Genomic DNA, 16,286 nt, shown 5'->3' on the forward strand with positions numbered 1-16,286 from the left:
ATTGCACGGTCAAAATCAGAAAGTGTAGCCAAAAAATATACTGAAAAGAATTTCATCATTCTCTATATTATTTGTGAACACTGCTTCAACTGGACCAAGGAATGTATCCCAACCAATTCCTGCTCCATACCCGTTATAATAATCTTCTCCAAAACGACTTCTTTCTTGATAAAAAAATTCATCAGAATTATAAGTAAGAAAATTATATTTTCCAAGAAGATATAAATTTCTTGCAATTTCATATTGTAAAGAAAGTCCTCCTGAGAAAAACTCATCTGTTATTATTCCTGTATAAGGAAGACCATAAAATCCCATTGTTCTGAAACCTGTATTTGTATCTCTTACTCCTCCAAGTTTAAACATTTCTTCATAGGATTTACCTATATCTGCTATATCAATTTTTCCACCTTTAACAAATAATCCAGTGCTTATTTTTTTTGTAACAGGAAAAACTGCTTCAAATTTATAATTATATCCTGCAAATTCTTTATGATTATCTATATCTATACCTGAAAATCCAGTTATATTACTGAAATTTCCCCTTGAAGGGAAAAAAGCATTATTCATACTATCATGAAGAATATACCAGCTACTCCATGTGTAATTTCTGACACTTTCTTCTGTGAAGTCTGTTCTTTCTCCACTGTCATAACTGCTATAAAGATTTTTATAGCCTGTAGATATTCCAAAAAGATAATCTCTGAATATACTTGTTCCTATATCTATCTGAGCATTAAAAATATTTGATGTATATGATGAGACCTTATCACCTTCTTTATAGAAAAAGACCGGCGACATTCCATAAGACATTCCATATCCTCCTACAAACTGAATATCTCCTACACCAAATTTCATTTTATTTCTGACACTTACCTTAGGATATTTTGAAAGTTCAAAATTTAATATATAATTCTGATTGTATCTGTTAAGACGAGGAATATCAAGATCCACACTTAAAATTGATCCATAATCTGAAACATATCCAAGCCCTCCCATAAGTTTATATCCATTATCTTCTTTTACAGAAAATGTTATTGTATCTTTTTCTACAGTATAAAAAACTCTATTTATATAAGAAAGATTATATATTTCCTGAGCCCATAAATTTATATCATCAACTGTCAGATACTCTTTTTTAGGCATAAAGCTTTTTACAGCTGCTGTATTTAATGTTTCTGCTCCTTCAAGTTTTATATTATTTATTCTGACTTTTGAATTTTTTAGTTCTCCTGCTTTTTCTTTATATTCTTCAAATCTTTTTTCATCACTTATATTTTTAAATATATGAGCAAAATGTTCTCCTGCTTTTTCTCCTTCCTCTATTAAAGCTGGAAGAGTTCCAAAATCAAGTGTATCGTGATTTTTTACTTTTGGCACAACCAAAATATCAGCATAATTCTTCTGTTCTTTTGTTCTTTCATCTCCCTGATAAGTAGCAACTTTATTAATTACACTTATTACATTTGATTTATCAGTTATTATTTCCGAATCTGCTGTAATATCAACTGCTATTATAATATCAGCTTTCTCTTTTAATGCTTCTGTTATAGGAAAGTTATCAATTACTCCTCCATCTACATAATAATTGTTTTTATTCTCCACAGGAACTATTACTGAAGGAATAGCCATACTCATAAGAGTTGCTTTGGCTAGATCTCCATTTCCTATAACAACTTCCTTTCCTGTATTAAGGTCTGTTGTAACTGCTCTATAAGGGATAGGAAGCTTATCAAAATCTTTTATTTCCACTGCTCTGTCAAAAATTTTTTTAAATTCAAGATATAAATATTCTCCATCAACAAATCCTTTTGGAAAATGAATCTCATTATTTTTATCTATACTTATTTTTATTGGTCTCTCTGCATAAGAAATTTTATCTGAAATATTTTTTAAAGTCCTGTCTTCTGTATTTGAAAATAAATCCATAAAATCAAGATTTAGAACTATATCTTCTATTTCTTCAGGAGTATATCCTGATGAATACATAGCACCTACTATACTTCCAACACTTGTGCCTACAATATAATCAACAGGAACTTTATATTTTTCTAAAGCTTTAAGAACTCCTATATGAGCAGCTCCTTTAGCTCCTCCTCCACTTAAAACAAGAGCTATTTTAGGTCTATAATTCTGAGGAACAGGTTTATTTAAATCTAAGGTACTTTCTGCTACCCTTTTTTTCATAAGTTCAAGGTCAGCTTTTTTTCTCATCAGCTCTTCTATTTGTCTGTCTATTGCCTGAATTTTTTCCTCTTTCGTATAAACTTTACCATATTCATCTCCTAAAACAGATAAAAAAATACAGGTAAACATCATTACAAAAGAAATAAACCGTTTTTTCAGAATCATTTTTTCCTCCGGATATTTTTATTTTTTCTCCAATTATTTCTTTCTATTATATCATATTTATTCCAAACTGTTTTTATCTTTTTTATAAGTTTATACTCTTTTTTAAAAAACATCACAAATTATTTTAAGGAAAATTTTTCATATATAAAAATAAAATATTATAGTATAATATTAAAGAAAGAAAAATATACATTAATGTATGGAGGTACTATTTTGAAAAAAACAATCAGACTGCTTGTTTCAGCAGTTTTTACTTTATCTTTAACAGCATGTACTGTAGGAAACATAGACAGAAGTAAAGTTATCTCTGCTCCAAGAGATTATGAACTTACTATACTTCACCTTGGAGATACTAACGGACAAGCTGAAGGAGGATCTAATACAGGAATTGGTTACTCAAGATTTTCTACAATTCTTGAAAGAGCTAGAACTGAATTTGGAAAAGAAAATGTCCTTTATCTTGATGCAGGAAATACTTTTTATGGAAGTACTCTTGCAGAGACTGACAAAGGAGAATCAATAGTTAAAATTTTAAATGCTCTTAATCTTGATGCTATGACTCTTGGTAACAATGATTTTAATTATGGAGAAAAAAATATAAAATCCCTTGAAATGAGAGCAAACTTTAAAATTCTTGCTGCAAATTTAAAAAAACAAGATGGTCATGATTTTGTTACACCATACATTATTAAAAATATAAATGGTGTAAAAGTCGGTATCTTTGGACTTGTAAGTCCTGACACATACAATAATGAAAAAGCTCTTCTTGATACTATTACAATTGATGAGCCTATTCTTGCTGCTTCAAAAACAGTAAAAGAATTAAAGTCTCAAGGAGCAGAATTTATAATTGCACTTACTAATCTTGGAATAAATAATGATACAAACAGAGAATGGCAAAGTCCAGCTATTGCTGAATCTGTTCCTGGAATTGATCTTATTATTGATGGAAACAGTAAAGAAGCTCTAGATGAGAAATTAATAATAAATGAAACTGTAATTGTTCAGACAGGAGAAAATTTAAAAAATATAGGAGTTCTTAAAATTGATTTTGATGCACCTAAAAGAGATGCAGGAAGAATATTCTATAAACTTATAAAAAAAGAAGATATTGTAATGGTTGATGATACTCCTGTACAAAAACTTCCTGAACAGGAAAAAAATACTTCTGAAAAATTTACAACACATACTGTTGTTAAAGGAGATACTTTATACTCTCTTGCTAAAAAATATGGAACTACTGTTCCAGAGATTGTTGCTCTTAACCCTTCAATAGAAGATGGTAAAACAATCAGCATTGGACAGACTTATATTATGACTTCAAATAAAAATCCTTTAGACAGTAAAAAACTTCCTGATTTAAAAAATAGCAGTACTGGTTATATAGAACATACTGTTGTTAAAGGAGATACTCTGTATTCTCTTTCAAGAAAATATGGAACTACTGTTGATGCAGTTGTAGCAGCAAATCCTGAAATTACTGACGGACAAAGTATTAAAATAGGACATACATATAAATTCCCTTCAGGAAATAAGACTGTTAAGGAAATTCCTGAAAATATATCTGAAGAAAATATAAATAATAATTTTGAAGAAGAAACTCTTTCAGCAGAAATGCCTGATGTTTCATCTGAAAACGAAATAAGAGTTCCTGCTTCTTCTGGAATAGAAAAAGATCCTAAAATTGAAAATCTTATTGCTAAAATAAAAGCTGCTCAGTCTTTTATTAAATCAAAATAAAATTTATTTTATAGAGGAGGGATATCTTGGATTTTTCACTTAATATAAAGCAGGAATTAAAACTTATTCTGACTCAGGAGATGAAACTTTCCCTGAATGTTCTTGAAATGTCCTCTATAGATTTAGAAAAATTTATAGAAAAAGAGTTCTCTAAAAATCCTATGCTTGAAGTGGATTTTTCAACAAGAACCTATAAATCTCAAGGTGATGATTCTGAAGAATCATCTCCTTTTGATTTTATAAGCAAAGAGAAAAACCTCATAGACTTTCTTGAAGAACAGATAGGTTTTTTAAAAATAAATAAAGAAATGAGATTCTTATGCAATTTTATCATTAATAATCTTGATAAAAGAGGATTTCTTCCTGTTTCTAGAGAAGAACTTAAAGCAGGCTGTGGTTTTCCTTTAAAATATATTGATGAAGCAATTAAGATTATAAAAACTCTTGATCCTATTGGAATAGGAGCTAAAAATCTTGAAGAATGTCTAATCATACAACTTCATAAAAAGAATATTAATGACTCAAAACTTGAATATATAATTAATAATTTTCTTCAAGAACTAGCTTCTTCAAAATATGAAATTATATGTTCTAAACTTAATATCTCAACTGACGATGTAATAAAATATTTAGAAATTATAAAAACTTTAAACCCTCTTCCTTCTAGAGGATTTTATATGGGTGACAACATAAGATTTATAGAACCTGATGCAGAAATTAAAAATATAGATGGGAAATATAAAGTTATAATGTCTGAAAAGAATATCCCTAAACTAAAACTTAAGTCTCTGGAAAATAGTCAAGAAATCACAGGAGAAGAAAAAAATTATTTTAACTCTGCAGTAAATCTTATTAAGTGCATTGAAAAAAGACAAGCTACTTTGGAAAAAATTTTAAATATTATTCTAGAAAAGCAATATTCTTATTTTTCAAATTCTGAAGGAAAATTAAATTCTCTTACATTAAAAGATATTTCCTCTGTACTAAAAATCCATGAATCCACTATTTCAAGAGCTATAAAAAATAAATATATCCTCACTGACCGTGGAATAGAGAGAATTAAAGATATGTTTATAATCAATAATAAAAAACTTTTTATTAAGGAAAGAATTGAAGAACTTATACTTGAAGAAGACAGAAGCAAACCTCTTTACGACAATGAAATTGCAGCTATTTTAGAAAAAGAAAATTTAAAAACAGCTAGAAGAACTGTTGTTAAATACCGTGAGGAACTTGGAATTAAACCTGCTTACAAAAGAAAACTAAAAGATAATTTCTAGAATATTAAAAACAGGAGGATCAAATGGAAAATTCCCTGATTGATATAAAAGAGCATGTAAAAAAATATGCTAATGTTATTACCAGTCTTATCAATGTTGATGTTGGGATAGTTGATAAAAACATGAGAAGGGTTACTGGCACAGGACTCTATAAAAATATTGAAGGAGTTCTTGCTCTTGGAAGTGTTTATAGAAACACACTTGAAACAGGAAAAACAAACATTATCAGAAATCCTAGACAGCACAACCTTTGTTCCCAATGTCTTGATAAAAATAACTGCCGTGAAAAGCTTGAAATTGCAACACCTATTTATTGCAGAGATGAAATTGTTGGTGTTCTTGGGCTTGTTTGCTTTAACGATGAGCAAAAAGAAAAAATTCTTAATGCCCTTGATTCTTATCTTAATTTTACAAAACAAATTGCCGAATTTATAGGTATAAAATTTTATGAATATCAAGAAGAAGCTTTAAAAAAAGAAAGAGAAGAAACACTTAACCAGATTTTAAATAATATGACAAATGGTGTTCTTGTAAGTGACTGTAATGATGTTATTCTTATGATTAATAATATTGGCTTTAAAAAACTTGCACTTTCCTCTTCAGTTCTAGGAAAAAAAGTAAAAATAATAAGTCAAAATGAAACTATTATGAATGAAGAAGTTTTTAAACTTTTTATAGAAAATAACGAATATACTGTTGCGGGAAAAGTTATCCCTCTTGCTCTTCCAAACAGTAAAAAAGCAAATGCTCTTCTTTTTGATGATATTCAAAAAATTAACAGCAGTATTGTTGAAATTGCAAATGCAGACAACACAATAAATCTTAATAATATAATAGGAAATTCTCCAGCTACTCTTCAATTAAAAGAGAATATAAAAAAAGTTGCTGACAGTACATCTACTGTTCTGATAACTGGAGAAAGTGGAACAGGAAAAGAACTTGTTGCCCGTTCCCTTCATAATCAAGGAAACAGAAAAGATAAGCCTTTTGTTGTTATAAATTGTTCTGCTATTCCTGATACACTTCTTGAAAGTGAACTTTTTGGATATGTAAAAGGAGCTTTTACTGGAGCAAACCAAAATGGGCGTATGGGAAAATTTGAACTTGCAAATAATGGGGTAATATTTCTTGATGAAATAGGAGATATGCCTCTTTATCTTCAGGCAAAACTTTTAAGAGTTATACAAGATAAAAAAATAGAAAGAATAGGTTCAAATAAAAGTATCGATCTTGATATAAGAATAATTGCTGCTACAAATGTTGACCTTTTGAAAAACATAAAAGAGCAAAAATTTAGAAGTGATTTATACTATAGATTAAATGTTATACCTATTTCTATTCTCCCTTTAAGAGAAAGAAAAGAAGATATTATTCCTATAATAAATAATCTTATATATAAATATAATAAAATATCAGATAAATTTGTACATACTATTGAAAAAGAAGTTCTTGAGGCACTTACTGAATATAACTGGCCTGGAAATGTTAGGGAATTGGAAAATGTCATTGAGCTTATGATTAATATGAGCAGCGAAGATGGAATAATTACTACAAAAATGCTTCCTGAAAATATTTTAAACAATTCTTCCAAGCTTTCTTCTCCTGCTGATAAAGTTATTCTTAAGGAAGATATGACACTTGATAACTTTGAAAATATTGAGAAAAAATATATTGAAAAAGCCCTTTCTATTTATGGAAATGATACTGATGGAAAAAAATATATTTCTGAAAAAATGAATATTGGACTTACTACACTTTACAGAAAAATGAAAAAATACAATATTAAATAAAATTTGCCCTGCTGATAAAAATAATTTATCAAAGCAGGGCAGATTTTTTGATTTATTTTAAAAAGAAAAGTGCTATTCCAAGAACAGATATTATCGCTCCTAGAACTTCCTTAAATTTTACCTTTTCTTTAAACACTATTACAGATATTGGAATAATTATTACAGGACTCATTGATGATATTGTAGAAGCTACTCCTGTATTTATTCTATTAAAGGCAGCTACTAAAAATGTTATTCCTGAAGTTGAGACTATTGTTCCAGCAAGGATTAAAGCAAAAGTCTTTAGATCTTTTGCTGTATGTATTATCTGATTCCATTTTTTCCTGAATGTAAGATAAAATAAAAATACAGTCATAGCACATATCATTCTTATCTGTGTTGATGAACTTGCATCATAATTCTGTGCTCCCATTTTAGTAAAAACATTTCCCATTGCTTCTAAAGTCACTGCAAGATTTATAAACAAAAGTCCTTTCGGACTTAATTTTCTTTCATTTGAATTTTTATTTTTAGGTTTTATAACTACCATAAGTATTCCTGAACATGTTATAAACATGGCTGTTATTTGTAATGGAGTCAATATTTCTCCTAAAAAAAGAAAACCAAAAAATCCTACAATAAGAGGAGTCATAGTAAGAAAAAGCATAGAAAGTCTCGCTCCTATTAAAAAATAGGCTTCGTATAAAAACATATCTCCAAAAAAAAGTCCTATTATTCCTGAAATTCCTAAAAATGTCCAGTTGTTTGAATTAGAATCAAATGGCAGAAACATTCCTTTTGTAAAAAAAGTTATAACTCCTAAAAATATAATACCTGAAATAAGGCGTAGTACATTTACACTTATACTGTCACTTTTTTTAGTTGCTGCTTCAAATATTATTGAACTCAGTGCCCAACTTACAGCTGTTATAAAAGCAAAGCTTTCCCCTAAATAATTCACACTATTCCTCCTTATTAATTTTTATTTACATTATATTATAATTTTTTTCTTTTATCCATGTTCTTAATATTTTATTTTATATTCTTAATATTTTATTTTATATTCTTAATATTTTATTTTACACAAAAAAAGAGAGCTAAGCTCTCTTTTTTCATTTAAAATTAATTTACAGATTACTATTTAACTGCGATTAATTCTATTTCAACTTTTACATCTTTAGGAAGTCTAGCAACTTCTACACATGCTCTTGCAGGTTTAGCTTCTCCTAAATATTCAGCGTAAACTTCGTTTACAGCTCCAAAGTCATTCATATCTTTAATAAAGCAAGTAGCTTTTACTACATCGTTAAAAGTGTATCCAGCTTCGTCAAGGATAGCTTTTAAGTTTTCTAAAGATTGTCTAGTTTGTGCTTTTACACAGTCAGATACTAGAGTCATTGTTTCTGGAACAAAAGGAATTTGTCCTGAAATGTAAAGAGTTCCGTTTACTTCAATTGCTTGAGAGTAAGGTCCTAATGCAGCTGGTGCTTTTGGTGTGTTGATTATTCTTTTTGCCATAATAAAATACCTCCTGAATTAATTACATATCTAATAATTTCTTTAGTTTCTCTACTTATTATAATAGCATATATTTAAAAAAAAGAAAAGCTTAACTTTTAATCATTTATGTATAAAAATATCAATTTTATAATAGAAGTAAAAGTCTTTGTCATCATACAGTACACTCAAGGTGTTTTATTTTTGAATTATATTTTATGATTAGAATTTTATCACATAATAAGGTATAATATCATTGATATATAAAGATTTTTGACACATTGAAGGAGTTATATGAAAAAATTTATTATTGAACCTGAATACAATAATTATAAGGTTTCTGAATACTTAAAGAACATAAAGGGCTATTCTTCTAGAGGGCTTAAAAATGCTGATATATACCTTAATGGTAAAAAAGTACGCCTTGATAAAAAAATAAAAAAATTAAATCGCCTTGTTGTTGTTGAGCAAGAAAAAGGTACAAATATTCAACCTATACCTATGGATTTAAAAATTGTCTTTGAAGATAAAAATCTTCTTATTATAAATAAAGACGCTAATATAGTTGTACATCCAACACTGAAAAAAACAGATAAAACTTTAGCGAATGGTGTAGTTGATTATCTTTTAAAAACTACAGGAAAAATACAGGTTCCAAGATTTTATAACCGTCTTGATATGGATACTTCAGGGCTTATTGTCGTTGCTAAAAATGCTTTTGCACAAGCTTTTCTTCAAGAAAAAGCTGAGATTAGAAAATTTTATCTAGCCATTTGTGAAGGAATTGTTGAAAAAGATGAATTTTTTATCACAAGACCTATAGGAAGGGTGGGAGATAACATCAAAAGAGAAGAACTTCCTGTTGAAGAAGGAGGACAAGAAGCTAAAACAAAAGTTAAAGTCCTTAAAAGATTTGAAGATAGAAATCTTTCACTTGTTGAACTTGAACTTTTTACAGGTCGCACACATCAAATAAGAGTCCATCTTTCTCTTGAAGGGCATCCTATTTTAGGAGATGTTCTTTACGGTTCAAAAAATGAGTCTATTCAGCGTCAACTTCTTCATTCTTATAAGTTTATGTATACTGATATAGATTCTCATGAACAAAAAATAATCCAAATAGATCTTCCTGAAGATATGAAAAATGTAATAGGTGTCAAATAATGACCACAAAAATGATCAAATTTAATCGGTCATAAAATTGACAAACCTGAAATAAAACACTATAATTTAGATGTAAATGAAGCAAATAAAAAAAAATTATTATAAATGTAAATTTAAGGAGGAAACAAAATGGCAGTTAAAGTAGCAATTAACGGATTTGGAAGAATTGGAAGATTAGCATTAAGATTAATGATTGAAAACCCTGAATTTGATGTGGTAGCAATCAACGACTTAACAGATGCTAAAACTCTAGCTCACCTATTTAAATACGATTCAGCACAAGGAAGATTCAATGGAACTATAGAAGTTGTTGAAGGAGGATTCGTTGTTAACGGACACGAAATCAAAGTTTTCGCACAAGCTAGTCCTAAAGATTTACCATGGGGAGAACTAAATGTAGATGTAGTTCTTGAATGTACTGGATTCTTCACTAAAAAAGAAAAAGCTGAAGAACATATCGCTGCAGGAGCTAAAAAAGTAGTTATCTCTGCACCAGCTACTGGAGATCTTAAAACAATAGTTTACAATGTAAACGACAACATCCTAGACGGAACTGAAACAGTTATTTCTGGAGCTTCTTGTACAACTAACTGTTTAGCACCAATGGCTAAAGCATTACAAGACAACTTTGGAATCGTTGAAGGATTAATGACAACTATCCATGCTTATACAAACGACCAAAACACATTAGATGCACCTCATAAAAAAGGTGACTTAAGAAGAGCAAGAGCTGCTGCTGCAAACATCGTTCCTAACACAACTGGAGCTGCAAAAGCAATCGGATTAGTTATCCCTGAATTAAAAGGAAAATTAGACGGAGCTGCTCAAAGAGTACCAGTAATCACTGGATCAATAACTGAATTAGTAACTGTACTTGAAAAACCAGTTACAGTTGAAGAAGTAAACGCTGCTATGAAAGCTGCTGCTACTGAATCTTTCGGATACACTGAAGAAGAATTAGTATCTAGCGACATCATCGGAATCAACTATGGATCATTATTTGATGCAACTCAAACAAGAGTAATGACAGTTGGAGACAAACAATTAGTTAAAACTGTTGCTTGGTATGACAACGAAATGTCTTACACTTCTCAATTAATAAGAACTCTTAAAAAATTCGTTGAATTATCTAAATAGTTCTTTAAAGAAGATACAGTTAGAAATTAAATAACAAAAGAATACGGAACCTTTTCAGGTTCCGTTTTTTTAAAAATTTGAAAGTGGGATAAATTCCCATCTGTCAAAACTTTCAAATTTTAATAAAAGTTTATTAATCTTATTTTACTTTGGAGGTAATATATAATGGCAAAAAAAATCGTTACAGATTTAAATGTTCAAGATAAAAAAGTTCTTATGAGAGTTGACTTTAATGTTCCTATGAAAGATGGAAAAATAACTAACGATAACAGAATCGTTGCTGCTCTTCCAACAATCAAATATGTTCTTGAAAATGGTGGAAAAGTAATAGCTTTCTCTCACTTAGGAAAAGTTAAAACTGAAGAAGATTTAAAAACTAAATCAATAAGACCTGCTGCTGAAAGACTTTCTGAACTTTTAGGACAACCAGTTAAATTCGTTCCTGTAACTAGAGGAGCTGAACTTGAAACTGCTGTAAATGAATTAAAATCTGGAGAAATCTTAATGTTTGAAAACACTAGATTTGAAGATTTAGATGGTAAAAAAGAATCTAAAAATGATCCTGAATTAGGAAAATACTGGGCTTCTTTAGGAGACTTATTTGTAAATGATGCTTTCGGAACTGCTCACAGAGCTCATGCTTCTAACATAGGTATCGCTGCAAATATTGGAGAAGGAAAAGCTGCTGCTGGATTCTTAATGGAAAAAGAAATAAAATTCATAGGAGATGCTGTTGATTCTCCTGTAAGACCTCTAGTTGCTATTCTTGGAGGAGCTAAAGTTTCTGACAAAATAGGAGTTATTGAAAATCTATTAGTTAAAGCTGATAAAGTTCTTGTTGGTGGAGCTATGATGTTCACATTCTTAAGAGCATTAGGAAAATCTACTGGAACTTCTCTTGTTGAAGAAGATAAAATTGATCTTGCTAAATCTCTTTTAGAAAAAGCAAATGGAAAATTAATTCTTCCAATAGATACAGTTGTTGCTAAAGAATTTAACAACGATGCTGCTCATACAACAGTTTCTGTTGATAACATTCCTGCTGACCAAATGGGACTTGATATTGGAGCTGCTACAATAGAATTATTCAGCAAAGAAATAGCTGCTGCTAAAACTGTTGTATGGAACGGACCAATGGGTGTATTTGAAATGCCTAACTTCGCTAAAGGAACTATAGGAGTTTGTGAAGCTATTGCTAATTTAGAAGGAGCTACTACAATAATCGGAGGAGGAGATTCAGCTGCTGCTGCAATGCAACTTGGATATGCTGATAAATTTACTCATATCTCTACTGGTGGAGGAGCTTCATTAGAATACTTAGAAGGAAAAGCACTTCCAGGAGTAACTTCTCTTTCTGAAAAATAATTTAGTCGGTACAACTCAATAATATATAAAAAATTCCTGCTGTAACTAAATTCAGCAGGAATTTTATTTTTAAAAGAAAACTTCTCTTGCTTTTTCTTTGATTTCTTTTGAAGCAATAAATGGAATTCTTGTTGTATATCCTTTTTTAGCAGCAACATATTTTTTAAATGGCCATTCAAAAATTTCTCTGTTCCAAACTCCTATATTGTCATTATAAACTTCTCTTGCTGCAGTAATTTCTCTTTGAAGATATAAATTTTGCTGCATTGCATCTCTTAATTCCATATGACTTTTTAAATCTGGATAATTTTCTACAGTTATATTTAATCCTCTATAAACTTTATCTAATTTACTTTGAATATCATTTCTATCTTCTTCTTTAATATTTCCTGTTCTTAACTTTGAAATTTCACTAAAAACAGTTTTATCTAAATTTATTGCTTTTTCTACTATCTTAGCTGTATTTTGCAGTACTATAACTCTCTGTTCCAAATAGTTATCTATTTGCGAAGCACTTTGCTGTACTCTCTGTTCAAGCTGACTGAAATATGATTCTTGCTTCTTTAAATTAGCATAAACAAAAGCTGGAATTAAAATCCCTATAGGAATTAAATAATATATTTTTTTCACAGCTCCAAAAACAATTAATCCTAATCCAATTAAATATAATGCCCAAATTAATATTTGAATACTAGTGTCTGTCTCAACTTTTATCTGTTTAGCAATGACATTAACATCTCTTCCTTCTTCTCTTATTTCTTCATCTAACTCATTTAACATATTTCCCATAATAATTTGCCTCCTCTTCTATTTTTTTATTATATTTTTTAATATTTTATTACAATCTAATTCCTCTTTGCTAGTAAACATTGCAAAAATATTATTTTTATAAATATATCTTTTATTTTCTGTTGATTTATAAAATTCTTGATCCAGTGATTTTTCAAATTCATTTTCCTCAATGTCTAATTTTTTTAATTCCATTCTTCCTTTTGCTGCAAGAGGAACATAATCTATCCAATTAACAGGAACATTATAAACTCTTCCATCTCCTGCTCTCATAGGAACATATTCTGTTCTTTCAACTGCTTTATATGACTGACTGATAACTTCTATCAAATCTGCATCTCCTTCTACTCTTAATGTTTTTGTTTTTAGTATTGAAGGTGTGTTACTTTCTTCATGAGAAAAAAGTTCTGCTCCTAATAAATTTGCCGCTGCTTCTGAAGTATATGGATTATAGTTATAATTATACTTTTCTTGATAAATATATTTTTGAGCTTTATGTTGATGATATACAGGTATTGCCAATATAGGTAAAAATAGTCTGTAAAAATTATTTAAGTATCTTTTATTGATGTCATAATATTTTTCTTTTATAATCTCATATGAAAAATCTTCATAATAAGATTTATCAATATTTAAAATCCAGTCATTCTGATTTGAGACATTATTTAATTTATTAATTTTTCTAAATGCAAAGTCATCTCCAAAATCTTTATCTTTCAAAACCTCAAGTATATTTCTTTGAGCAATAGGTGTAAATAAAACTCTGAATTCTACTTCATTATCTCTGTTTAAAGCTCCAAATAAAACATCAAATTCTGAATTTCCCATTTCTAAGAAAGTCTGCCCTGTTTTAATGGCGTTTTCCGTCTTTTTCTTAAGTTCTTTTTCTGATTTTTTTACATATTTGGCAAGTTTTTTTTCTGAAAATTCATGAATAAATTTAGGTTCTCTAGAAAAATGTAAATGCTCTGCAGCATCATTTCCATAAATTAAATCAATTTTATCTTCAAAAATTTGCTTCGGTTTAATTATGCTTGCATGTAGAGTCTGAGATACTGTTCTCGTTTTTCTTTCCCCATTACTATCCCTGTAAGTTTCTTCCCATGAAACAGTAAGAGAGCCAGTATATTTTTGATCTATTACTCTGTTACAAAGACTTTTAATAATTATAAACGGATTTCCTAAAATTTCTCCTGATATTATATCTTTTGTAGAAAAATTATTTTGTAACTTTGTTGGCATTTCAAAATTTTCAACTAAGTCAGCATATCTTTCTATCTTAAAATTTTTATCTAAAACTAATGTTGGAATAATCTCTGTTACAATCTTATTTGCTGTATTACTTTCAAATAAAGAAAGCAATGGATTAACTTGCGAGTAACACTCTTCTTTTTTTAAAACAAGCTCTGTTTCTATTTCTTTTATACTTTTATTTAACTGTTTCTTTTTTCCTCTGATATATTTAAAATTTAAAATCCCTAAAACAACTGCACCTATGCCTATTAATAATGCTCTTAAAATAGGATCCTGAATATTCTTATTTAAATCATAAAGATTTTTTATTGTTCTTATTATACCTATTTCATAAATTATTAAAAAAATAAAAATATAAAAAAATAAGATATAAAATCTTTCTGCCCATTTAAGTTTTTTTTCATTTTTTACTTTTACTTTTGATATTTCATTGTAATCACTGACTGACTTTTTATTTGCTTCAATATCTATTCCAGATTTTCTCAATAAATTTTCAAAATTATCAGTAAGTTTATCTAAGAAATTTTTAGCTACTTCTGTTTTGTAGTACTTCAATGGTTCCAATAATTTTTCTTGCTCATCAACAAACTCCATAATTATTCCTCCATCTTTATATCTTTAAATTTTCACATATTTTATAACCAATTATAGCTTTAAATATTAAAATTTTCAACTAAAAAAAATAAGAAGCTATTGTATTCTTTAGTTTACAAAAATAAAATTTTATTTTTATAAATTTACAATAACTCCTATAATTTTTTTATATTTAATCTTAAATAAATTTTAATCTTTTATCTTCTTTATACTCTTTTCTTAAAGGATTTCCTTCAGCACGATAAATTTTATTTTCATCTAAAATATAGATTGATGACCATACTGTATCAGCACCTTTTTTTCTATTATATTGACATATAAATCCATACTTTCCTGAAAGTAAATCTTTTACAAATTCAAAAGAATAATTGTTTTCATTTTCTGATAATGCGATATATACTGTTTTATATCTTTCATCAGACTGCCAATCATCTAATTCTTTCGGATTTCTAAATTCTTTCATTTCCAAAGAATAAAAATTATTTGTTGATACTACAAAATTCTTATTTTTTTCAGGATAAATTATTTTTATTTTTTTAGGATTACATTCAACAACTACCATATTTCCTGCTTTATCTGCTAATGTTATTACTTGTGCCGAAGCAATTGGAATTTTTTTTAATTTCATTATCGCTTCTTTTACTGTTTTACATTTTTCTAAAATATATCTTATAAGAAATCCTGAATTTAAACCTGGTTTTCTTATTTTGGGATATACAAAAGTTAAGCCTGCTGAAAGCCCATATTCATTAATTCCATCTTCTATTTCTGTAAAAGCAGTAGTATTTCCTATAAAAGAATATGAATTTTTAATTTTATAATAACAGCTATCATAAAGATGTTCAAGTTCAATTATAAAATCACTATTGCGTCCAAAAATAATTTTTTTATCTTTTCTTACAGCAAAACATGTACATTTGTTATCAAATTCAAAACAATACATGCTTAATAAAAAAGTATATAAATCTTCATACAATATTTTTTGCCCTTCAGCTATTCCTTTTATTTCTTCTAAAATTTCAGGATAAAATTTTTTATATACAGGAATACATTTCTTTGCAAACTCTTTTCTTTCTTCTGTGATTTTAAAAGTATGTTGTTTTGCTATACTTCCTTTTTTGTCTAAAACATTCTTTCCCCATTTATATCCTGCTTCAAAATGAGTTCCAATAAATCTTGAATGATACATAAAATCACATCCCTTAAAATATTTTATTTTTAAGAGCGCCCTTATAATCTAATACTAACAGAATAAAAATTTTAAGTCAATAAATAAAAAAAGCTGAGTAACATTTTAAAAAAAATGTTTTACTCAGCTCTCTTTTTTGTATAATATAGTCACCACAAC

At 28.4% G+C, this 16,286-nt stretch carries 12 protein-coding genes; 6 read left to right on the forward strand and 6 right to left on the reverse strand.

Going from position 1 to position 16,286, the window contains the following annotated elements; genetic code table 11:
* Window positions 1-15: 15 nt before the first annotated feature.
* Window positions 16-2,349, reverse strand: coding sequence for a patatin-like phospholipase family protein (locus I6E17_RS09340; protein WP_235236969.1), 2,334 nt, complete (start codon window positions 2,347-2,349; stop codon window positions 16-18).
* A 213-nt stretch (window positions 2,350-2,562) separates the two neighbouring features.
* On the opposite strand from I6E17_RS09340, the gene I6E17_RS09345 reads away from it, so the two are divergent.
* From I6E17_RS09345 to I6E17_RS09355, 3 genes are read left to right on the forward strand one after another with little or no spacing between them, the layout of a single operon-like run.
* The gene (locus I6E17_RS09345) at window positions 2,563-4,089 is read left to right on the forward strand and encodes a LysM peptidoglycan-binding domain-containing protein (protein ID WP_176829406.1); all 1,527 of its coding nucleotides are present in this window, start codon (window positions 2,563-2,565) and stop codon (window positions 4,087-4,089) included.
* A 26-nt stretch (window positions 4,090-4,115) separates the two neighbouring features.
* Entirely contained in the window at window positions 4,116-5,369 is a 1,254-nt protein-coding gene (gene rpoN / locus I6E17_RS09350) for an RNA polymerase factor sigma-54 (RefSeq protein ID WP_235236971.1), read from the forward strand.
* Between the two features lie 23 nt (window positions 5,370-5,392).
* Window positions 5,393-7,159, forward strand: coding sequence for a sigma-54 interaction domain-containing protein (locus tag I6E17_RS09355; protein WP_235236973.1), 1,767 nt, complete (start codon window positions 5,393-5,395; stop codon window positions 7,157-7,159).
* Window positions 7,160-7,211: 52 nt separating this feature from the next.
* Here the strand turns inward: I6E17_RS09355 and I6E17_RS10020 are convergent, their stop codons facing one another.
* Complete coding sequence (locus I6E17_RS10020; protein WP_235236975.1) at window positions 7,212-8,099, reverse strand: DMT family transporter; 888 nt, start codon at window positions 8,097-8,099, stop codon at window positions 7,212-7,214.
* 176 nt (window positions 8,100-8,275) lie between these two features.
* Window positions 8,276-8,656 (reverse strand): RidA family protein, encoded by a 381-nt coding sequence (locus tag I6E17_RS09365; RefSeq protein ID WP_176829410.1) that lies wholly within the window; start codon window positions 8,654-8,656, stop codon window positions 8,276-8,278.
* 273 nt (window positions 8,657-8,929) lie between these two features.
* Between I6E17_RS09365 and I6E17_RS09370 the strand changes: the two genes are divergently transcribed.
* The 3 genes from I6E17_RS09370 to I6E17_RS09380 all read left to right on the forward strand — a co-directional run bounded on the left by I6E17_RS09370 (window position 8,930) and on the right by I6E17_RS09380 (window position 12,301).
* A complete protein-coding gene (locus tag I6E17_RS09370; protein WP_176829411.1) occupies window positions 8,930-9,799 on the forward strand; it encodes an RluA family pseudouridine synthase in 870 nt (289 codons plus the stop codon).
* Between the two features lie 129 nt (window positions 9,800-9,928).
* Entirely contained in the window at window positions 9,929-10,936 is a 1,008-nt protein-coding gene (gap, locus tag I6E17_RS09375) for a type I glyceraldehyde-3-phosphate dehydrogenase (RefSeq protein ID WP_176829412.1), read from the forward strand.
* Window positions 10,937-11,101: 165 nt separating this feature from the next.
* Entirely contained in the window at window positions 11,102-12,301 is a 1,200-nt protein-coding gene (locus tag I6E17_RS09380; protein WP_176829413.1) for a phosphoglycerate kinase, read from the forward strand.
* A 69-nt stretch (window positions 12,302-12,370) separates the two neighbouring features.
* Here the strand turns inward: I6E17_RS09380 and I6E17_RS09385 are convergent, their stop codons facing one another.
* The 3 genes from I6E17_RS09385 to I6E17_RS09395 form a co-directional block, all read right to left on the reverse strand.
* The gene (locus I6E17_RS09385; RefSeq protein ID WP_235236977.1) at window positions 12,371-13,090 is read right to left on the reverse strand and encodes a LemA family protein; all 720 of its coding nucleotides are present in this window, start codon (window positions 13,088-13,090) and stop codon (window positions 12,371-12,373) included.
* Between the two features lie 18 nt (window positions 13,091-13,108).
* Window positions 13,109-14,938, reverse strand: a complete 1,830-nt coding sequence (locus I6E17_RS09390) for an MAG1210 family protein (protein ID WP_235236979.1) — start codon at window positions 14,936-14,938, stop codon at window positions 13,109-13,111.
* 178 nt (window positions 14,939-15,116) lie between these two features.
* Window positions 15,117-16,127 (reverse strand): C45 family autoproteolytic acyltransferase/hydolase, encoded by a 1,011-nt coding sequence (locus I6E17_RS09395; RefSeq protein ID WP_235236981.1) that lies wholly within the window; start codon window positions 16,125-16,127, stop codon window positions 15,117-15,119.
* Window positions 16,128-16,286: the final 159 nt, after the last annotated feature.

The sequence above is a fragment of the Fusobacterium perfoetens genome (assembly GCF_021531595.1).
Taxonomy (GTDB): domain Bacteria; phylum Fusobacteriota; class Fusobacteriia; order Fusobacteriales; family Fusobacteriaceae; genus Fusobacterium_B.